Origin of the sequence: Candidatus Accumulibacter cognatus, assembly GCF_000584975.1 — a bacterium.
In the GTDB taxonomy this organism is placed as follows: domain Bacteria; phylum Pseudomonadota; class Gammaproteobacteria; order Burkholderiales; family Rhodocyclaceae; genus Accumulibacter; species Accumulibacter cognatus.
In genome coordinates this window covers 1-20651 of sequence record NZ_JDST02000048.1, presented here as the reverse complement: position 1 = coordinate 20651, position 20651 = coordinate 1, and the positions used below count along the sequence as shown (strand labels likewise).

General features: G+C 59.9%; 21 protein-coding genes. 13 read left to right on the top strand and 8 right to left on the bottom strand.

Annotation, left to right across the window (positions count from 1 at the left end):
• Nucleotides 1-8 precede the first annotated feature (8 nt).
• The 8 genes from AW06_RS09645 to AW06_RS09610 all read left to right on the top strand — a co-directional run bounded on the left by AW06_RS09645 (nucleotide 9) and on the right by AW06_RS09610 (nucleotide 6602).
• On the top strand, nucleotides 9-854 hold the full coding sequence (locus tag AW06_RS09645) for a hypothetical protein (RefSeq protein ID WP_034949177.1): 846 nt from the start codon (nucleotides 9-11) through the stop codon (nucleotides 852-854).
• 160 nt (nucleotides 855-1014) lie between these two features.
• On the top strand, nucleotides 1015-1455 hold the full coding sequence (locus AW06_RS09640) for a hypothetical protein (protein ID WP_034949175.1): 441 nt from the start codon (nucleotides 1015-1017) through the stop codon (nucleotides 1453-1455).
• A 109-nt stretch (nucleotides 1456-1564) separates the two neighbouring features.
• The gene (locus AW06_RS09635; protein ID WP_273704568.1) at nucleotides 1565-1993 is read left to right on the top strand and encodes a hypothetical protein; all 429 of its coding nucleotides are present in this window, start codon (nucleotides 1565-1567) and stop codon (nucleotides 1991-1993) included.
• Nucleotides 1994-2051: 58 nt separating this feature from the next.
• Nucleotides 2052-2504 (top strand): DUF2924 domain-containing protein, encoded by a 453-nt coding sequence (locus AW06_RS09630; RefSeq protein ID WP_034949173.1) that lies wholly within the window; start codon nucleotides 2052-2054, stop codon nucleotides 2502-2504.
• Nucleotides 2501-3844 carry a recombinase family protein gene (locus tag AW06_RS09625; protein WP_034949171.1) on the top strand — a complete coding sequence of 448 codons (1344 nt, stop codon included), beginning with the start codon at nucleotides 2501-2503 and terminating at the stop codon, nucleotides 3842-3844. The genes AW06_RS09630 and AW06_RS09625 overlap by 4 nt, the downstream gene beginning before the upstream one ends.
• Nucleotides 3841-4269, top strand: a complete 429-nt coding sequence (locus AW06_RS09620; protein WP_273704567.1) for a hypothetical protein — start codon at nucleotides 3841-3843, stop codon at nucleotides 4267-4269. Before AW06_RS09625 ends, AW06_RS09620 begins: the two co-directional genes overlap by 4 nt.
• A gap of 1031 nt (nucleotides 4270-5300) precedes the next feature.
• Nucleotides 5301-6044 carry a class I SAM-dependent methyltransferase gene (locus AW06_RS09615; protein WP_034949169.1) on the top strand — a complete coding sequence of 248 codons (744 nt, stop codon included), beginning with the start codon at nucleotides 5301-5303 and terminating at the stop codon, nucleotides 6042-6044.
• 111 nt (nucleotides 6045-6155) lie between these two features.
• Entirely contained in the window at nucleotides 6156-6602 is a 447-nt protein-coding gene (locus AW06_RS09610; RefSeq protein WP_034949168.1) for a PhaM family polyhydroxyalkanoate granule multifunctional regulatory protein, read from the top strand.
• A 45-nt stretch (nucleotides 6603-6647) separates the two neighbouring features.
• On the opposite strand, the gene AW06_RS09605 is transcribed toward AW06_RS09610, so the two are convergent.
• The 8 genes from AW06_RS09605 to AW06_RS09570 form a co-directional block, all read right to left on the bottom strand.
• Complete coding sequence (locus AW06_RS09605; RefSeq protein ID WP_034949167.1) at nucleotides 6648-7814, bottom strand: CaiB/BaiF CoA-transferase family protein; 1167 nt, start codon at nucleotides 7812-7814, stop codon at nucleotides 6648-6650.
• Complete coding sequence (locus AW06_RS09600) at nucleotides 7811-8350, bottom strand: hypothetical protein (RefSeq protein ID WP_273704566.1); 540 nt, start codon at nucleotides 8348-8350, stop codon at nucleotides 7811-7813. The genes AW06_RS09605 and AW06_RS09600 overlap by 4 nt, the downstream gene beginning before the upstream one ends.
• A gap of 82 nt (nucleotides 8351-8432) precedes the next feature.
• Entirely contained in the window at nucleotides 8433-9248 is an 816-nt protein-coding gene (locus AW06_RS09595) for an ABC transporter ATP-binding protein (protein ID WP_034949188.1), read from the bottom strand.
• Between the two features lie 117 nt (nucleotides 9249-9365).
• Complete coding sequence (locus AW06_RS09590) at nucleotides 9366-10703, bottom strand: ABC transporter substrate-binding protein (RefSeq protein ID WP_034949165.1); 1338 nt, start codon at nucleotides 10701-10703, stop codon at nucleotides 9366-9368.
• Between the two features lie 86 nt (nucleotides 10704-10789).
• Nucleotides 10790-11866, bottom strand: a complete 1077-nt coding sequence (locus tag AW06_RS09585; protein WP_034949164.1) for a branched-chain amino acid ABC transporter permease — start codon at nucleotides 11864-11866, stop codon at nucleotides 10790-10792.
• Nucleotides 11867-11986: 120 nt separating this feature from the next.
• Nucleotides 11987-12916, bottom strand: coding sequence for a branched-chain amino acid ABC transporter permease (locus AW06_RS09580; protein WP_034949163.1), 930 nt, complete (start codon nucleotides 12914-12916; stop codon nucleotides 11987-11989).
• A 12-nt stretch (nucleotides 12917-12928) separates the two neighbouring features.
• A complete protein-coding gene (locus AW06_RS09575; RefSeq protein ID WP_034949162.1) occupies nucleotides 12929-13711 on the bottom strand; it encodes an ABC transporter ATP-binding protein in 783 nt (260 codons plus the stop codon).
• Nucleotides 13711-15669 (bottom strand): AMP-binding protein, encoded by a 1959-nt coding sequence (locus AW06_RS09570; RefSeq protein ID WP_034949161.1) that lies wholly within the window; start codon nucleotides 15667-15669, stop codon nucleotides 13711-13713. Before AW06_RS09570 ends, AW06_RS09575 begins: the two co-directional genes overlap by 1 nt.
• Before the next feature lie 365 nt (nucleotides 15670-16034).
• Here AW06_RS09570 and AW06_RS09565 point away from each other — a divergent pair, with 365 nt between their 5' ends.
• From AW06_RS09565 to AW06_RS20315, 5 genes are all read left to right on the top strand, one after another.
• Nucleotides 16035-16355, top strand: a complete 321-nt coding sequence (locus AW06_RS09565) for a DUF485 domain-containing protein (protein WP_273704565.1) — start codon at nucleotides 16035-16037, stop codon at nucleotides 16353-16355.
• Entirely contained in the window at nucleotides 16352-18016 is a 1665-nt protein-coding gene (locus AW06_RS09560) for a cation acetate symporter (RefSeq protein ID WP_034949160.1), read from the top strand. Before AW06_RS09565 ends, AW06_RS09560 begins: the two co-directional genes overlap by 4 nt.
• A gap of 179 nt (nucleotides 18017-18195) precedes the next feature.
• Nucleotides 18196-19569 carry a carbonic anhydrase family protein gene (locus AW06_RS09555; RefSeq protein ID WP_034949158.1) on the top strand — a complete coding sequence of 458 codons (1374 nt, stop codon included), beginning with the start codon at nucleotides 18196-18198 and terminating at the stop codon, nucleotides 19567-19569.
• A gap of 70 nt (nucleotides 19570-19639) precedes the next feature.
• Nucleotides 19640-20293, top strand: coding sequence for a pyridoxal-dependent decarboxylase (locus AW06_RS20320; RefSeq protein WP_273704564.1), 654 nt, complete (start codon nucleotides 19640-19642; stop codon nucleotides 20291-20293).
• On the top strand, nucleotides 20182-20651 hold a 470-nt coding region (locus AW06_RS20315; protein WP_273704573.1), incomplete at its 3' end, for a pyridoxal-dependent decarboxylase. The genes AW06_RS20320 and AW06_RS20315, both read left to right, overlap by 112 nt.

Genomic DNA, 20651 nt, shown 5'->3' with positions numbered 1-20651 from the left:
AACACTCGATGAAACTGAACCCGTTCAACAAGAAGTCCGCCGGCTACTACGACAAGGTCAAGGCCGAACACGAGCAGCTGAGCCGGCAACTGGCTGCTGTCAAGAAGGAACTGATCGAGGCCGAGGCGCAGCACGCCCGGGAACGCAAGAAGCAGACGCGGCTGCGTGATGCCGGCGGTTCGATGTCCATGAACGTGCCCCCGGCGGCCAGCGCGCACTGGCCAGTGTTCACTGCGGCACACCAGCGAGTAGATCAACTCAAGTCGCAGGTATCCAACCTCGAAGGTCAGATGCATCCCCTCCAGCGCGTGCTCAATGCCCCGGAGGCGTTCGCCAATGCCCAGAAGCGCTTGGCCGAGTTGATCGCACAGAGCAAGGCGCACACCGCCAATGTCGAGACGACCGATGCCCAGATCGCCAAGCTCAACAAGCGGACCGCCGATCTCGAAGCCCGGATCACCGCAGAAACGAAGTCGGCATCCCAGACGCTGCTGGAGGGCGAGGGCGAATTCGTTGTCCCCGAGTCCCTGACCAAACTCGAAGTGGAACTGCGGATTGCCCGCTCTTCCCTGGCCGATCTGCAAAGCAAGCGTGACATGGCCAGCGCGAAGTTGGGCGACTTGCCGGCGGCCATTCGCGATGCTGAACGCACCTTCATTCACTGCCGAGCCGATGTCGCCGAGATCGAACTCTACGAGCATCTGATGCCGGTGATGAATGCGGTGGCACGGGCTTCGGCCGCGCGGCGCGAGACCAGTTATCGCCACGACGAAACCCGGTTCGAGATTGAGATTCCGCGCGAGTTGGTGGAGATCGCACAAGCGGCGCTGGCCGAGGAGGTTCCTGCCACCTGATCGTGACGGATGGCAGCGAGTCACGGCATAGCTGCCATCCGTCCTGATGCAGCGATTTCGGGATGCATCAGATCCATTCGCCATGCCGCGTAATGCCCGCCGGCGCTAACTGCGAAAGGCATCGCAGAAAGCCGGCACCCCCAACAATCAGGAGACAACGATGGAAATCAAGCGTGCCCAATTCGACATGACCAATCCGTTCGCACCGATGCAGCAACGGATGAATCAGGCAGAGACCGTCCTGCGGCAACTGCCGCCAGCACAACGGGAGCAGTTGCTGGCCGAGATGCTGCCACCGATGCCAATGCACCGGCCGTCGCCCGCCATCGAGCCTGCCGTGACGATGGTGTCGGTCAAGGTCGAGGAATGGGATGGCGGGCCAGTCGTACAGCAACGGCACCCAACCGTCGTCCTCCGGCCACGGCGCATCGTCGGCACCATCCCGTGGCAGTGGCGCTGGGTCGTCGCCGGCATCCGGCTGACCCGAATCGTGCGCAAGTCAGCCAAGCAGCAGATGAAGCAGTTCAACAAGCTGCAGCGCCAGATGATTCGACGGGTCCTTCCTCGCCGCAATGCCATGCGGGGGGCGCGAGCCCGCTGATCCGCTACCGACAGACCACGAAATGAGGTTACCAGGGTTACCGGTTACCACCCTGGTTACCACCCTGGTTACCACCCGGTACACCCAATCACAAATTCAAGGAAATGAAATGAACACCACGACGATCAACGCTACCACCGACCTCCTGCCTATCGAGCGGCTGGGCCACTACGACCCGGAAGTCGAGCAACGTGTCCAGCAATGGCTCGCCAGTGGTCAATTGCTGGCCTGGATTCCCATCTTGAGCCGCGAGAACTTCCCGGACGTGCCGCCCGAGGTGTTGCAGTTTGCCGACCGGTATCAGGCGGCGATGCGCTGGCCCATCCACCGCCCGGAGGACTTGCTCGATCTGCCCGAGGGCGTCACCGGCTGGCTGCTGCCGTTCGATGCCGACGATACCGACGTCGCCTGCGGCGTCTGGAACGGTGAGGTCTACATCCTGGGCGTCAAGGACAAGCGCACCGGCAAGAAGCAGACCCTGCTGGGCGAGAGGGAGGATGCGGGTGCCGATGTGGATACCGGGCAGAGCGCGGTTTGACTTGGCTTTCGCCCGCCACAGCGCCTTCATACAACTCCCTCAACACCAGGAGTTTCTGATGAGAAATTCACCCAACCCAGCACCCACTCTCGCCGCGCAACTGGCGGCGCTACCCCAACTCCCGCAGGATCGCCTGTGGGCGTTGTGGGATGCCCACTTTCCGCGCCGGCCCAAGCGTGTGCAGCGGCGCTATCTCGAGGCACGTCTCGCCTACCGCCTGCAGGAGATTGCTCTCGGCGGTTTGCCGCCGGTGGTCAAGGCGCATCTGGCCGACTGCGGCGAGCAACACTCCAAGATCAAGGTCGGACGCGGCCCCGAGGTGCGAATGATGCCGGGCACCACGCTAATCCGTGAATGGGATCGCCGCGAGTACCGCGTGACTGTCCTGCCCGATGGACTTTATGAACTGAATGGCCAGCGCTACAAGAGCCTATCGGCGGCAGCACGCGCCATCACCGGCACGCACTGGTCGGGGCCGGCCTTCTTCGGCGTGAAGGGAGGGCGGAAATGAACGTCGTCGCCCCAAAACGTTGTGCCGTCTATTGCCGTGTCTCCAGCGACGAACGGCTCGACCAATCCTTCAATTCCCTCGATGCGCAAAAGGATGCCGGACTGGCCTACGTCGCCAGCCAGCGTACCGAGGGCTGGATTCCTGCACCCGACGATTACATTGATCCCGGCTTCTCCGGCGGCAATATGGAACGCCCAGGCATCAAACGCCTGATGGCCGACATCGAGGCTGGCAAGGTCGACATCGTGGTCGTGTACAAGATTGACCGACTGACCCGCAGCCTCGGTGATTTCTCCCGGCTAATCGAAGTCTTTGAGCGCCATCGCGTGTCGTTCGTGTCGGTCACGCAGCAGTTCAACACCACCACCTCGATGGGGCGGTTGATGCTCAACGTCCTGCTGTCGTTCGCCCAGTTCGAGCGGGAAGTCACCGGCGAGCGTATCCGCGATAAGATCGCCGCCAGCAAAGCCAAGGGGATGTGGATGGGCGGTCATCCGCCTCTCGGCTACCGCGTGGAGGATCGGCGGCTGGTCATGGTCGATGTCGAGGCCCAATTGGTCAAGCGCATCTTCTCCGATTTCGTGGCCTGCCGGTCGACCACCGATCTGGTGCGGCAACTGGCCGCCGACGGCAAGACCAACAAGCAGGGCAAACCCTTCAGCAAGCAGATGCTCTACAAGCTGCTGCACAACCGCGTCTATCGGGGTGAGATTCCCCACAAGGGGCAGTTTCACACTGGCGCGCACGAGCCGATCATCGATCAGGCCCTGTGGGACTCCGCCCACGCCATCCTCGCGCAGAACAATCGCCAGCGTACATCGGAGACCTGGCAACGACGACAGCCGGAGGCGTTGTTGCTCGGTCTGTTCTACACCGCCGACGGCGAGAAGTATCAGCCGGCCTTCACCCGCAAACCGAATGGCAAGCGCTACCGCTATTACGTTCCCAATCGCAAGGTGCGCTTCGGGGCCGATGCCAGCCCGGCAGGCCGGGTGCCGGCGGAGCCCATCGAGCAGATGGTGCTGGTGCAAATCCACGCCGCGCTGATGTCGCCGGAGATGGTGCAATCGGTGTGGGATGTGGCCCGGGAGAAATATCCCGCACTGACCGAACCGGAGGTGGTGCTGCCGTTCCGGCAGATGGGCCAGGTTTGGTCGCAGTTGTTTCCCGCCGAGCGCCAGCGCATCGTCCAGTTGCTGATCGAGCGCGTGACACTCCGGGAGGAAGGCATCGAGATCATCTGGCGGGATACCGGTTGGCACGCACTGGCCGGCGAGATGCGACCGGGCACGATTGGCGGTGAATTACTGGAAATGGAACAGCAGGAGGTGGTGGCATGACAAGGATCATCCAGACGGGCGCGGCCACGCATCAATGTGGTCGGCAGGGCGCCAAACTCACGACCTTCATCCCGGTGCGCATCAAGCGGCACGGCGGACGCAAGGTCGTGATTCCATCGGCGGCCGGAGACAAGGTGCCGGAGCACGACGCACCGATTTTGACGGCGCTGTCCAAGGCGTTTCACTGGCAGCGACTCATCGACGAGGGCATCGTCAACAGCGGATCTGACATTGCCCGGCGCGAGGGGCTGCACCAGACGACCGTCAATGAACTGCTGCGATTGATGCTGCTCTCGCCGAAACTGGTGCGCAGCATCCTCGATGGGCATCAGCCGAAGACCTTGAGCCTGCTCTGGTTGAAGAACAATCTGCCACCGTCGGATTGGGATGATCAGCATCGGCTGTTCGATGGATTCGATGCGTAAAACGGGTTTGCAAGGATTCTGGTCAGGGCGGTTGACGCCCAACCATCGGCCTGAAACCCGCATGAAATCGAGGGTGTGAGCCTCGTCCAGCCACAGGTCAAATGGAGAAAAGAGAGGCGTCTGAAGCCTGGTGAGCGGAATAACGCACTGCCAGGATGATGGCGAAACACCAGACTCCGCCGAAAGCCCCGCCAACACTGGCGCGACAGGCAGAAAAAAACCCAACCGATCAGGGTTGGGTTTTAGAATTGGTGGGCCCGCAGGGACTTGAACCCTGGACCAAAGGATTATGCTTACCACTACGACTTTCGCCGCCCCTTTCAGGTTTGTGGTCTGGACTATACCTTCCTGTGATCGGCTGACCGTCTAGTCTCTACACCTTTCCCGTATCGCTTGGGGACTTGGCTCGGTATTGGCATACCCCTCAGGGCTTAGCTTCCACCGAATTTGACCAGTTCTACCCGCCACCAGCCTACGACTGGCAACGGGCAACCCATGAGGACAACCAGACATCGGAGGATGTCAGGCTGCCCTCGCTAAGTCCTCTGCTCTAACCAACTGAGCTACAGGCCCAGGGACTATTCTACAGGCTTACTGCCTGATGACCATAGGTGAAAACTGCCAATGGGCCAGATCGACAATTGACCGCAGTTATAGGGGAACATATACTTTTGCCGTTAGGCTTGTTGCCTATCCTCGGCAAGTGCCATGAAGCTCGCCCAGGTGCCTGCATAGATTCAACGCGATGACAGGCCAAGGCGGTGTCGGGACTGCCGGCTCGCGCGACTGAGGCAGGGCGTATTCCGGCCTGGACGCCGGAATTGCTCGATGGACGCCGAGCAAGCGCCGTGAATTCCCCCCATTTCATCCCTCCGACCCCCTCCCTCTTGCGAGTGAGGAAAGATTCTCGAATCGCCAACACGACGATCACATCAAGTACAGGCGTACCTTCCTTACCATCTGGTTCGCAGTTCTCCAGGAGCAAGCCATTGCCGTCATCCTCGCCTGAACCTGTCGTATCCGTGCCAGCGATGCCCGACTCGCAGATTCGCCAACTGGCACTGCAACTCGCCGCAGCGCTAGCCGTTCTTTCTCTGGCCTGGCCTTACTACGCTATCCGTAACGAAGATCTGCCCTGGCCACAGACGGCTTTCGCCATCGGCGGTGTCGCTGCGCTGTTCGCCACCCTCAGCCGCCAGCCCTGGTGGTGGCGCCTGATGCATGCATTCTTCGCGCCGCTGGCCTGGAGCGTTTCCAGGTTGGCGATCGACCCCGGCTGGTTCCTGCTCTTGTTCTTTCTGCTGCTGGTCGTTTATCGCGGTGCATTGACTGGCCGGGTCCCGCTCTATTTCTCCAACGGCCCAACCGCGGCAGCCATCGCCGAACTTACCGCCGATCTGCACGAACTGCGTTTTCTCGACCTCGGCGCAGGCATCGGCAGTATCCTGATTCCGCTCGCCCGGAAGCGACCTGAAGCACATTTCTGCGGCGTCGAAAACGCACCAGCGACCTGGCTCATTGGTCGCTTGCGCAGCGCCGGCCTTGCCAATTGCCACTGGCGCTGGGGCGACCTCTGGCAAACCAGCCTCTCAGGTCACAACGTGGTGTATGCCTTCCTGTCGCCGGCTCCGATGGCGGCATTGTGGGAAAAGGTACAAAGTGAGATGCCCCCGGGAAGCCTGTTCGTCAGCAACAGTTTTGCCGTACCGGGAGTGGTCGCCACGCGCGTCATTGAAATCGATGACGCACGACGGCTCTACTGTTACCAAATCTGAATGATCGGCACGTGCTGCCCAGACTAGCCTGTGGGCGTCGGCAGCGCTGCCCGCCGCAAATCATAAAACTTTGCTAAGATGGACTATCCTCACCACAACCGGAGCACCATCATGCCCAATCTCGATTCCGTCACTGATCCTTTGAGCTTCGCCAAAAAAATGTGGGGCGGCATGGGATTTTCACTGCCCAACCTAGTCACCCCTACCCTCAACATTGAAGAGATTGAACAAAAGATCAAGGATCTCAAGGCTGTCGAGAGCTGGTTGAAGATGAATCTGTCGATGCTGCAGATGACGATCCAGGGCCTCGAGATGCAATGCGTCACCCTCAATGCGGTGCGGGCGATGGGCCAGATGGCTAGCAGTTATACCGCCAACGCTGCTGGCGGCGATGCCGGCCAAACCGGCACTCAGGTTGCCGGCAGCGGCAATGAAGCACTCAGGCAGGCAGCGCTGTGGCCACTGACCATGCTGCAGCAGATGCAGGAACAGATGCAGAAGGCCGCCGCCACTGCAGCACAAGTCAGCCAGGCTCGCGAAGACCCCCCGAAAGCGTAGTGCAACCGGCAACTCCCGGACTGCCGTTGGCGCGACCCGGCTTCTTCAGATGATCGAAGCTTCCTGCAGTTCGCGGATCTCGTCTGCACTGAAACCTGACTCGCGCAGCACCTCTGTGCCATGCTCGCCTGGCGATGGTGCTGCGCGTTCGACTGCGAAGACCCAGCCGGAGAGTTTCAGCGGCGGAGCGAACTGAGTCACACCATCCGCCTGCACGGCCATGCGCCGGGCAACGAAGTGCGGATGTTCGAGAGCCTCGGCAACGCTGAGTACGGGCGTGACACAGCAATCGATGCCGGCAAAGAAATCCTGCCATTCAGACTGATTCCGACCGACAAAGAGTTCTTGAAGTTCACGACGCAGCGCTGCTGCTGCCGCACCGCGCAGCCCATGCTTCGACTTCCATTCGGGATGTGCCAGGGCATCACAGAAAAGATCCCAGAACTTCTTTTCCAATGGTGCAACCGCCATGTAGCGCCCGTCGGCGGTCGCATAGACCCCATAACCGGCGTCACCACCCGTCAACAAATCGGCGCCGCGCTGCGGCACCCCCCCTTCGGTCTGCAGCGCAAAAAACGGGAAGAGGTTGTGCGCCAGAACCGCTTCGCTCATCGCCACGTCGACCAGGCGTCCCCGCCCGCTACGCTGCGCATCGAACAGAGCGGCAAGGATGCCCATCACCGCAGTCATCGCGCCACCCAGCAGATCACCGATCTGGAGATTGGGAATCGCCGGCTGGCCGCCGGCCACGCCGATCTGATCGAGAACGCCGGCAAACCCGATGTAGTTGAGATCATGGCCGGCGGCCATCGCCAGTGGCCCGGTCTGGCCGTAACCGGTGATCGCGCAATACACGATCCTCGGATTGACCGCCGATAACGCCTGATAGCCAATCCCGAGCTTGTCGCTGACACCCGGCCGGAAGCTCTCGACGACAATATCGGCCGCCTGCGCCAGGCGCAGAAATACCGCACGCCCTTGCGAGTGCTTGAGGTCAAGGCGCAGGCCACGCTTGTTGCGATTGACGCTACGGTAGAAGACGCTGACACCGTCCGGGCCATCGCCGAGGATACGTGCGTAGTCACCGGCGCCATGATCCTCGATCTTGATCACGTCGGCGCCCAGATCTGCCAGATGCAGGGTAGCCACCGGACCGGGCAGCAGGCGCGTCAGGTCGAGAACGCGCACACCGCTTAACGGACCGCCGCTCATGTGTCCGTCTCGCAGGGCGCCAGCCAGGTGGCATCGATGTCCAGTACCCCCCCTTTGTACAACTTCTGGTCGAGAAACTGTCCGCGATACAGCCATCCGATGCCGCCGTGCTGCGGCGACCAGGGCGTTTCCCATGCCTCAACGGCCACTCGCAGGCGCAGCACGGGGACTTCCTGAACCTCTGACTCCTTGTCCACGCAAGGCATTGCAGCCGCCAGGCGTAATTGGTCAGCCTGCGTATAGGCGGATGCCTGCTTGCCGATGTGTGGGCAAAGGTTCGCGATCCGCCTTTCGCGGGACAGATCCACCACCAGGCCCTTGAACCAGTAGGTCGGTGTCTTCAACAGCCAGCCTGCCCCACCCTCGCGAAAGATGACGCAATCGCCGATTTGCAGGCCGGATGCGGCTCCCACCGCATGGTCGGCACGCGCCGGAACGACAAGCAGCCACGCCGTGATGGCAGCGCCCATCAGCGACATTGGCGAAATGTTCAGCTTGTCGTCATTGGCGGGAACATTTTTAGGGCTAGAGATCAACTCGAGTTCCAAGAGGTTCCATTCGAGCCACATGGTTCAGTACCGGCGAAAACATCTGAGGCAGAACAAACGTGCAACTCACTCACGATAGCCAGCGCTTGCGGCGACGATAATGCTTTACATCGCGAAAACTCTTTCGCCCGACCGATGACAGTCCCAGGTAGAACTCCTTGACATCTTCGTTGGCGGCCAGATCGCTGGCAACCCCCTCCATCACCACCCGGCCGTTTTCCAGAATATACCCGAAGTCGGCATAGCGCAGCGCCATATTGGTGTTCTGCTCCGCAAGCAGGAAAGTCACGCCTTCCTTCTGGTTCAGATCCTTGACGATGGTAAATACCTCGTCGACGATCTGCGGCGCCAGACCCATCGACGGTTCGTCGAGCAGTACCATGCGCGGATTGGCCATCAACGCCCTTCCGATCGCGCACATCTGTTGCTCACCGCCCGAAGTGTAGGCCGCCTGGCTGCTGCGGCGGGTCTTGAGGCGAGGGAAATAAGCGTAGACCTTGTCGAGCGTTTCGGCAATCGCGGTTTTGCCGTCGCTACGCGTGTAGGCGCCGGTCAACAGGTTTTCCTCGATGCTCAGGTGGGCGAAACAGTGTCGTCCTTCCATCACCTGGATCACACCGCGCCGGACCAGTTGCGACGGGGACAGTGCCTCGATACGTTCGCCGCGCAAGTCGATCGTGCCTTTGGTCACTTCCCCGCGCTCACCGTGCAGCAGATTGCTCACCGCCCGCAGGGTCGTCGTTTTGCCGGCCCCATTGCCCCCGAGCAGAGCGACGATTCCTCCCTCGGGAACGCTGAATGAAACCCCCTTGAGAACCAGAATCACGTGATTGTAGATCACCTCGATGCTATTGACACGAAGCAGGATATTGTTGGCGTCGCTCATGGCATCATGACTTTCATCATGCGTGATGGCGGTCTTGGCCATCACCATTGGGACACCGCTCTCCAGCAAGCTGGAGAGCGGATAAAGGGCTCGTCCTGACTGTGAGTTTTCGGCAATCTATAACTTGCACTCTTCAGGGGTGCGCGGCTTCAGCTTCTTTTCTTCGGCGTACTTGCCCGAGGCCAGCATCACCATCGGACGCAGAACCTTCTCGTCGGCCTGGTACCAGTCGGAGTTGAATTCCCACTTGCTGCCATTCCAGGTATGAACACGCACCCACGACGATCCCATGTGGTCGAGGCAGGAAGTCTGCACCGGTCGCATCACGCCGGCGAAGCCCATGGCGTCAAGGGTCTTCTGGTCGAGGCTGAGGTTTTCAAGGCCCCATCGCACCTGCTCGCCGGTCATCACCTTGCCCTTGCCATAACGTTCCTGGGCCTTGCGGACGCCTTCAACACCGAGCATCGCCGATAGCAGGCCACGCATATAGAGGACCTGCCCGACCTCGTTTTTCGGCCCGGCGCCCTGCCCCTTGGCATATACCAGATCAAGCATGTCCTTGACGACCTTCGAATTGGGCTCGGCACCATGCTGCAGCGTCAGCGCACTGTATCCTTTGGCTCCTTCAGCGACATCCTTGACGTCGGGTTCGGCGCCCGCCCACCAGATGCCCATCATCTTGTCACGCTGATAACCGGTGGCCTGCGCTTCGCGCAATGCGGTCGAGTTCATCACCCCCCAACCCCAAAGCAGCAGGTAGTCCGGCTTTTGCTGCCGGATCTGCAGCCAAGTGGCCTTCTGCTCGACACCGGGGTGTGCCACCGGCAGCAACTGCACTTCAAAACCATAGGCCTTGCCCAGTTCCTGCAGGACCGGGATCGGCTCCTTGCCGTACGGGCTGTCGTGGTAGACCAGCGCGATCTTCTTGCCCTTCAGTTTGGCGACACCCCCTTCCTTCTTGGCGATATGCTGGATGGCCACCTCGGCACCGACCCAGTAAGTCCCCAGCAAAGGGAAGTTCCAGGTAAACACGGCCCCGTTCTGTGATTCGCTGCGACCGTAGCCGGCGGTAATCAACGGGATCTTGTCGACCGGCGCTTTCTCGGTCAGGGCAAAGGTGATCCCGGTCGACAATGGCTGGAACAAGGTCGCACCACCGTTTTTGCCTTTTAAACGCTCGTAGCATTCGACGCCTCGATCGGTGGCGTAAGCCGTCTCGCATTCCTCGAAACTGATCTTGACCCCATTAATTCCCCCCCTGGCATTTATCAGCTTCAGGTAGTCAACGTAACCATTGGCCCATTGACTACCGTTGGTGGCATAAGCGCCGGTGCGATAGACCAGGACCGGGAAGAACTGCTCCTTGACTTGCGCCAGGACCGTCGGTGCGGTCAGCAGCGACGACAGAACGACGGCGCTTGCGGAAATCGTCAGTGCAAGCTTGCTTAGTTTCATCAGTGTCTCCTCTTGTTGTCATTGCAGTGATCAGTGATACGTCTGTACAAACTCTCCAGAAACAGCGAAACCCGCCCGGCCACCCCTCAGTGTGGAAATGGCCAGAGCCGAAGTTTTTCCTTGCCGGTAGACCACAGGCGAGCGATGCCATGCGGCTCCTTGATCAGGAAGAAAATGATCAATCCGCCAAAGAGGATCAACTCTGCGTGTGAAACTCCGGCAGTGGAAATGCTGATCCCGAACAACGCTCCGAAAGCTGGTAGGAACTGATTCAGAGCGATCGGCAAGATGACGATGAAGGCCGCCCCGAAGAAACTACCCATGATCGAACCCAGGCCGCCAATGATGACCATGAACAGCAACTGGAACGATCGATCGACCGAGAAGGCAGCAGGCTCCCATGAGGCCAGATGGATGAAGCCCCACAGGGCGCCGGCCGTACCCACAAAAAAGGAACTGACTGCAAAAGCCGAGAGCTTGGCAAACAGCGGCCGGATACCGATCACTTCGGCGGCAACGTCCATGTCGCGAATCGCCATCCACTGCCGGCCGATGGCACAGCGCGTCATGTTTTTCGCCAGCAATGCGAACACCGTCAGGAACATCAGGCAAAATAGGTATTTGTTGACTGGAGTGTCAATCTGCCAGCCCATGATCTGAAGATTGGAGACAGAAACAGAGCCGGAAGACGCATTGTCGGTAAACCAGGGAACCCGCAGAAAGACCCAGTCGGTGAAGAACTGTGCCGCCAAGGTGGCGACCGCGAGATAGAGTCCGCGAACGCGCAGACTCGGGATGCCAAAAAACATGCCCACAACGGCAGCGGTGACGCCACCCAGCAGCAAGGAAACCAGTAGTGGCAGGCCCTCGATACGAATATGGAAATTGTAGGCTGCGTAAGCCCCTACCGCCATGAAGGCCCCGGCACCCAGCGTGATCTGCCCGCAGAAACCGACCAGAATGTTGACCCCGAGTGCTGCCAGCGACAGGACCAGGAAGGGAATCAGGATTGCGCGCAACAGGTATTCGTCGACCAGCAACGGGACCCCGATGAAGGCCACCACCAGAAGACCGAGAATTGCCCAACGATCTTGTGCAATCGGAAAAATTTGCTGATCGGCGGCGTAGGAGGTCTTGAACTGACCATTTTCTCTGTACAGCATCTGCCTAATCTCCGCTTAATGTAAAAGTCGCGTCAGCGACTCACGAATCTTCCCCTTCGCTGTGGGAAGGGAAACGGTCATGACTGTCATGATCGGGGCTACAGGGAAACGTCATGACCCTTAGACGCGGTCGATGATCTTTTCACCGAACAGGCCTTGTGGTCTGAATAGCAGGAAGAGCAAAGCCAGTTGGTAGGCAAACCAGATTTCGATGCCGCCGCCAATCATCGGTCCGAGGTAGACCTCCGAGACCTTCTCGCCAACACCAATGATCAGTCCGCCGATGATCGCGCCGGGAATCGAGGTCAGACCGCCAAGAATGACCACCGGCAAACCACGCAGCGCCACCGTCGCCAGAGAAAACTGTACGCCCAGCTTGGAGCCCCAGATCACCCCGGCAACCAGCGCCACCAAGCCAGCGACGCACCAGACGATCACCCAGATACGATTCAGCGGGATACCGATCGACTGAGCTGCCTGGTGATCGTCGGCAACCGCCCGCAAGGCCCGCCCGGTGGCGGTCTTCTGGAAAAACAGCGCCAGCAGGCCAACCAGCACGGCCGCGATCAAGGCGGCGACGAAATCCTCCTTGTTGATCAGCAGGCCGCCTTCAAAGGTCCCTTCGAGGATCATCACCGGCTCCTTGGGCATGCCGACGTCGATCTTGTAGACGTCGGCACCGAAAACGCTTGTGCCGACGCCTTCAAGGACGTAAGCGATGCCCAGGGTCGCCATCAGCAGGGTTGCGCCCTCCTGATTCACCAGGTGACGCAGAACCAGACGCTCGATCAGCCAGGCGACGACGAACATCAGCGCGCCGGCCAGGAAAAAGGCGATCGTATTTGCCAGCCATGCGCTGTCGATGCCCAGGTGATCCGGAAGCCACGCCGAAAAACGTGCCATCGCCAGGGCCGCGAACAGCACCATCGCACCCTGTGCGAAGTTGAACACCCCCGAAGCCTTGAAGATCAGCACGAAACCCAGCGCGACCAGCGAGTACAACATGCCGGCCATCAGTCCACCAATCAGTGTTTCGAGAAAGAAACCCATCCGATGCTCCCCTCAGTGGCTGGCGCCAAGGTAGGCGCTGATGACTTCCGGATTGGCCCTAACCGCGTCGGGATCCCCATCGCCGATCTTCCTGCCGTAATCGAGAACCACCACCCGGTCGGAAATGTCCATCACCACCGCCATGTCATGTTCGATCAACACAATCGTCGTGCCGAACTGATCATTGACGTCGAGAATGAACCGACACATGTCCTGTTTCTCTTCGACGTTCATTCCGGCCATCGGCTCGTCAAGCAGAAGGATGCTCGGTTCCATGGCCAGTGCCCGGCCAAGGTCGACACGCTTTTGCAGCCCATAGGGCAGGCGACCAACCGGCGTTTTGCGAATATGCTGAATTTCCAGGAAATCGATCACTTCCTCAACCTTGGCCCGGTGCAGGAGTTCCTCGCGCCGCGCCGCTCCCCACCAGATCGCCTGCTGGATCAGGTTGCTGCGGATCTTCAGATTACGTCCGGTCATCAGATTGTCGATCACGCTCATGCCCTTGAACAGGGCGATGTTCTGAAAGGTACGTGAGATACCCGCCCTGGCTGCCTTGTAGGGGTTCATGCGGTTGAAGTGCTGGCCACGCAGGATGATCTCCCCTTTCTGTGGGCGGTAGACCCCATTGATCACGTTCAGCATCGAACTCTTGCCTGCACCATTCGGGCCGATGATCGCCCTGATCTCGTGTTCGCGAACGTCGAACGAGATGTCGGTCAGCGCCTTGACCCCACCGAAGGAGAGGGAGACGTTTTTCAGATCGAGAATGATTTCTCCGCTTTGCCGACTCATCAGCCGACCCTCCCGGCAACTGCAAAAGTCTTCGGATCGCGGATGACGAGATCGGCAGCCACCCTGCCTTGCCGCCCGTCCTCGAACTTCACCGCGGTTTCGATGAATTGACGTTCTCTGCCGTTGTACAGCGCTTCGATCAGAACTGCATATTTCTCGGCGACGAAGTTGCGGCGCACCTTGCGCGTGCGAGTCAATTCATCATCATCGGGATCGAGTTCCTTGTGCAGGATCAAGAAACGATGAATCTGCGAATCGGCCAAGGCGCCCTCCCCCACCAGTTCGCCATTGACTTGCTCGATGCATTCCTGGATCAGCCCATAGACCTCTGGCTTGGCCGCCAAGTCGGTATAGCCTGAATAAGCGAGGCCACGCCGCTCCGCCCAGTTGCCAACCGCGCCGATGTCGATGTTGATGAACGCGCAGACCATTTCGCGGTGATCACCGAAGACCACGGCTTCCTTGATATATGGGAAGAACTTCAACTTGTTTTCGATGTAATTGGGTGCATACATCGCACCGTTCGCCAGTTTGCCAACATCCTTGGCGCGATCGATGATCTTGAGATGACCATCGTCATCGAAAATTCCCGCGTCACCGGTCATGAAATAACCGTCGGCGTTGATCGCTTCGGCTGTCGCATCCGGCCGCTTGTAATACTCCTTGAGCAGCATCGGACCCTTGACCAGGATCTCGCCGTTATCGGCGATCCTGACTTCGACGCCTGGCGCCGGCTTGCCGACGCTGTCAAACTTGATCTGGCCATCGGGCTGCAGGCAGACATAAGCGCAGGTTTCGGTCTGACCATAGAGCTGCTTCAGATTGATGCCGATTGATCGATAGAAACGGAACAGGTCGGGGCCGATCGCTGCCCCGGCGGTATAGGCAACACGGATACGGCTCATGCCGAGAACATTCTTCAGCGGCCCGAAGACGAAAACCTTGCCCAAGGCGTAGAGCAGCCGGTCGGCAAAGGAGACCGGCTGGCCGTCGAGAATCTGGGCACCGCTGCGCCGGGCGACCGCCATGAAGTAGTGAAACATTTTCTGCTTGATGACGCTTGCGTCCTCCATGCGGATCATCACCTGCGTCAGCAGGTTCTCGAAGACGCGGGGGGGCGCGAAGTAGTAGCTGGGCCCGATCTCGCGCAGGTCGGTCATCACCGTTTCGGCTGACTCCGGACAGTTGATCGTGAAACCAGTGACCATCGCCTGTGCAAATGAAAACAGGTGGTCGCCAACCCAGGCCATCGGCAGATACGAAAGGATGTCCTCATCAGCGGTCAGACGGTCGAAATCCGCCCCCCCTCGTGCCGCGCTGATGAAGGCATAGTGGGTCAGACACACCCCCTTGGGTTTGCCCGTCGTCCCCGAAGTGTACAGCATGACGCTTACATCATCGGGGTGACCCGCGTCGATCTCGATGCTCAGCAGAGCCGGGTGATTGCGATTGTGGATCCGTCCCATCGCCATCAACTCGCGGATGTTGTGGATGAAAGGCTGCGTATAGTGACGCATTCCGCGCGGATCGTCGAAAAGCACATGCTCGAGTTGCGGCAGTTGATCCTGGATTTCGAGCAACTTGTCGACCTGCTCCTGATTCTCGACGAAGACAAAACGGATTTCCGCATCGAGCAGGGTGAACAGCATTTCGCTGGCAACTGCGTCCTGGTAGAGCGGCACGGGCACGCCGCCAAGACATTGCACGGCGGTCATCATCATGTACATACGCGGCCGGTTTTCGCCGACGATAGCCAGATTCTCGCCACGTCGAAAACCCATTTCGGCGAGACCACAGGCGAGTGCGCGAACCTCTTCGGCCACATCGTTCCAGGTCCAGCACTGCCAGATCCCCAGATCCTTCTCGCGCATCGCCGGCTTGCCGCCACGCACTTGCGCATGCTGAATCAGCAAGCGTGGAAAGGTATCCAGCGCTTGCGAAGAGGCCATGTCCGGCATCTCGTCTCCTCCGGTGCGCTGACCATCAAAACGCTGACGGCCAAGCCCTTGTCGTTATGCTGGCAATTCTAGTCCTTTTTCACCAATAATCATTGTGCAACGCCGCATCACTCCGACTCAATGACATCAGGCTCCAGGACGCTCATCCAGACGCCGCACCGACTTGAGTGACGGGAGCGCTGGCCCACCAGTAACGACGCCATCCCCGGCCAGTGGCGTCAAAACTTCTAGAACGACGGAATTGAACAGGCCATTGATCTGGGTTAGTATTCGGCGCGGCGAGGGGAAGGACTTGTCAACACCTGGTCAATACGCTGCAGAAACTGCGGCAAAACCGCTTCAACAAAACGACATCGGAGGATGACATGAGTAGTGTTATTTACGAGCGAATGCGGGTCAATCCCAAATTCCACAAACTGGTTAGCGAGCGGGGACGCTTCGCGTGGACCCTATCGGCCATCGTGCTGATCCTTTTTTACGGATTCTTCATGCTGGTCGCCTTCAACCCAGGGTTGCTGGGTCAGAAGATTGCCGAGGGATCGATGTGGCCGATCGGTTATACCATCGAACTTTGCCTGTTCGTCTTTTTCTGGCTGCTGACTTTCGTGTATGTTCGACGTGCCAACGGCGAGTTTGATGATCTGACTTCCGAAATGATCAAGGAAGCCCAGAAGGAGAAGCCATGATGCAACGACTGATCCCAGCACTTTCCCTGCTCATCCTCTCCGGTCTGGCGGTTGCCGGCCCGGCCGTAGACGCAGGTGGGGCCAAGCAGGCGACCAACTGGCACGCGATCATCATGTTCCTGATCTTCGTGGCAATGACCATGGGGATCACCTACTGGGCGGCCAGCCGCACCAAGACCACCGCCGACTTCTACACCGCCGGTGGTGGCATCACCGGTTTCCAGAACGGCCTGGCGATTGCCGGCGACTACATGTCGGCGGCGACGCTGCTCGGTCTGACGGCGATGGCCTACACCCAGGGCTACGACGCCTACATCTACATGCTGGCGTTCTTCGCCGGATGGCCGATCATCCTCTTCCTGATGGCTGAGCGGCTGCGCAACCTGGGACGTTTCACCTTCGCCGACATCACCTCGTACCGCCTCGACCAAGGCAAGGTACGCACCATGGCGGCGATCTCTTCACTGGTGGTGGTGGTCTTCTACCTGATCGCCCAGATGGTCGGTGCCGGGCAGTTGATCCGACTGTTGTTCGGTCTCGACTACAACATCGCGATCTTCGTCGTCGGCATCCTGATGATGGTCTACGTCACCCTTGGCGGCATGGTGGCGACGACCTGGGTGCAGATCATCAAGGCCTGCATGCTGCTCTTCGGCGGTACGCTGACGCTGCTGCTGGCCTACATCCAGTTTGGTTTTTCGCTCACCGACCTGCTGCAGAAAGCCGAAGCCGTCCATAAGCTCGGACCCAAGCTGATGGCCCCTGGCAGCCTTCTGGCCGATCCGGTCACCGCCATCTCGCTCGGTCTCGGCCTGATGTTCGGCACCGCCGGTCTGCCGCACATCCTGATGCGCTTCTTCACCGTCGGCAACGCCAAGGAAGCCCGGAAATCGGTGCTCTATGCGTCCGGCTTCGTCGGCTTCTTCTTCAACGTCATCTTCCTGATGGGTCTGTGCGCGATCCTCATCGTCGGACAGAACCCGGAGTTCTTCGAGGGTGGCACCGTCGGCGGCAAGCTGATCGGCGGCGGCAACATGGTCGCCATGCACCTGGCCAAGGCCGTCGGCGGCAACATGCTGCTCGGCTTCCTGGCGGCAGTGGCCTTCGCGACCATCCTGGCGGTCGTTTCCGGTCTGGCACTCGCCGGGGCCTCGGCGATTTCGCATGACATCTATGCACGCGTGATCCGCAAAGGGCAGGCGGCCGAGAAAGAGGAAATCCGGATGTCCCGCTACGCCACCATCGGACTCGGCATGCTGGCCATCGTTCTCGGCATCGCGTTCGAGAAGATGAACATCGCCTTCATGGTCGGCCTGGCCTTCGGTGTGGCTGCCGCGGCCAATTTCCCGGTGCTGATTCTGTCGATGTACTGGAAAGGCCTGACGACGCGTGGAGCCCTGTGGGGCGGCTACGGTGGCGTCACCTCTGCAGTCCTCTTCGTTCTCTTCTCGAAGTCGGTGTGGGTTGACGTACTGGGCAACAAGGCCGCCTTGTTCCCCTACACGCAGCCGGCGCTGTTCGCGATGCCGATCGCGTTCATCTTCGCGTACATCTTCTCGAAGAGTGACACCGGCCCGCGCTCCAAACTGGAGAAAGAGGCATTCGAAGACCAGTACGTGCGCGCACAAACGGGTTTCGGCGCTTCCGGCGCCAGCCACTAAGCCATCTCTGGTTCCACAGCATAACCCTGGCGGTGCAGAAAGCCCGCCAGGGTTTTTTTATGGGCAGGCCAGCGTGTGCTGTCGCCCAGGCCATTCCTGCCTCAAGTTCCCGCCTCAAGTTTCGCGACGATTTTCCGTGAACCAGAGAATGATCAGAGCGAACGACGGGAGGTTCCTTCATGCATCCAAACATCAGGTTTCTTGCCATCGGTCTCGTACTCTGCATGCCGGCGATTTCGTCGGCGGCTTGGCAGGCGATTTCCGCCGAGCCCGGTAAACGCGTCGAGATCGACCGCGGCAGTATCCGCAAGGATGAAACCGGAAAGACCGTAGCCCTGGGGCGAATCGTTCTCGAAAAACCGATCATCGATCCCAAAACCTCTTCGTCGTACCGGATTGTACAAGCCCTCAGCCGCTACGACTGTAGCTCGCGTAGCTACAGTACGCTGAAACGCAGCTATTTCAAGGACGAAGGCGAACTGCTCCGGGAAGAAGATGTCAAGGGACAACTCGAGATGCCGGTTCGTTCGGGCATGCTCGACGACAAGCTGCTGCGGGAAGTCTGCCGACCGAAACCGGGGCCTGAAACTACCCTGGCTGCCAGCCGAACCGCCGACAGGGTCAACGAGGCCAGCGGCGAACTGCGCAAAGCCAACGAGGCACTGATTCAAAAGGAAGTCCGACGCGCCAATCTGCAAACCCTGGCGGCCGAAAGGATGGTACCCGAGGTCAAACCGCCAACGGGAGCCAAACCACTTGCGCGCGTCGCGGTCGCTGCCCCGGCGATGCTTGCTGTTGCTGCGCCAGAGCCTCACCGCGCAGCAAAATCACGACCGGCGGCCAGCGATCAACACCCCCTCACCCCCTACGCTCATGCGCATGTTCACTGGGCTTACGAGGGTGAGGGCGGACCCGAGAACTGGGGCAAACTGAGACCGGAATTTGCCACCTGCGACACCGGCAAGCGGCAATCGCCAATCGATATTCGCGACGGTTTCCGCGTTGACCTCGAAGCAATTGAATTCAACTATCGACAGTCACCGTTCCGCGTCGTCGACAATGGCCACACCATCCAGGTCGAGGTGAGCGGCAACAGCATCCGCCTGCATGGCAAGACCTACGACCTGATCCAGTTTCACTTTCACCGACCCTCCGAGGAGCGTGTCAACGGGAAATCCTTCGACATGGTCGCACATCTAGTACACAAGTCGGAGGAAGGCAAGCTTGCTGTCCTCGCTGTGCTGCTCGAGAAGGGCATGGAAAATCCGCTGATCCAGGCCGTATGGAACAATCTACCGCTGGAGAAGAACGAATACGTCAGTTCAACCGGACCGGACATCGACGTCGCGCAGTTACTGCCCCAGGACCGGAGCTACTATACCTATATGGGCTCGCTGACGACGCCGCCGTGCTCCGAAGGGGTGCTCTGGCTGGTGCTCAGGCAGGCGCAACAGATCTCGCCTGAGCAGTTCGCGATTTTCACCCGGCTGTACCGGCACAATGCCCGGCCGGTGCAGCCGAGCTTCGGCCGGATGATCAAGGAGTCGCGCTGAAGCCGATCTCCTGCTGCCGTACTACCATCGCTTGTCTGCCCACCCATTTCAGAACCCAGGTAGCTGACGTATGCACAAAGGAATCGAATCGACGACCGCTGCCGTGACCGTACTACGGGCTATCGGCCGAGCGCACGCGCTGGCGAGTTCTTTCCTGGCATCGCTGCCGGAGCGCTTGGTCAGTCATGTTCCATCACTGGAAGAGATGGCGACGGCACTGGACGAACCGCTTCCCGAAACCGGGAGCGATCCCGCCGCCGTACTTGATGAATGGTATACGCGTGCCGAGCGCGGCATCACCGCGTCGCCGGGCCCTCGCTTTTTCGGTTTCGTGAACGGCGGTGTCACGCCCGCTGCGCTTGCCGGGGACTGGCTGGCCTCGGCCATCGACCAGAACGCTGGACTATGGGCCAGCAGCCCCGCGGCGGCGCAGACCGAACTCGTCGTTCTGCGCTGGCTCAAGGATCTCTTCGGACTGCCCACGGAATGGTCCGGCGCAATGACCAGCGGCGCGACCATGGCCAACCTCGTCGGTCTGATCGCTACGCGGCAATGGGCCGGACGACGCCTCGGCTTCGACGCGTCGGGCGATGGTCTGGCGGGTCATCCGCGATTCATGTCGTTTCGAGCACAGAGATCCACCTCAGCGCCCGCAAATGCCAAGGTACACTCGGCTTTGGTCGTAACCAGGTGCGCAAGGCATCCGCACCGGGCGGATCGGTGAACATTGCCGCGCTGGCCGAGCTGCTCGGAGAGATCAATGGGCCGGTGATCATTATTGGCAACGCCGGCGAGGTGAATTCCGGCCACTTCGACAACCTTACTGCGCTCGCCGATCTGCGTGATGCCCACCCAGGCGGCGCATGGCTGCATGTGGACGGAGCCTTCGGGCTGTTCGCCGGCACATCTCCCCGCTTCGCACACCTGAGCCTCGGAATCGAGCGTGCAGATTCGGTAGCCTCGGATGCACACAAGTGGTTGAATGTTCCCTACGACAGCGGCTTTGCCTTCGTTCGCGATGCCGCAATCCTCCAAGAGGCGTTTCTGGCGAGCGGCGAATATAGAGGTGGCCCCGTTTGTTT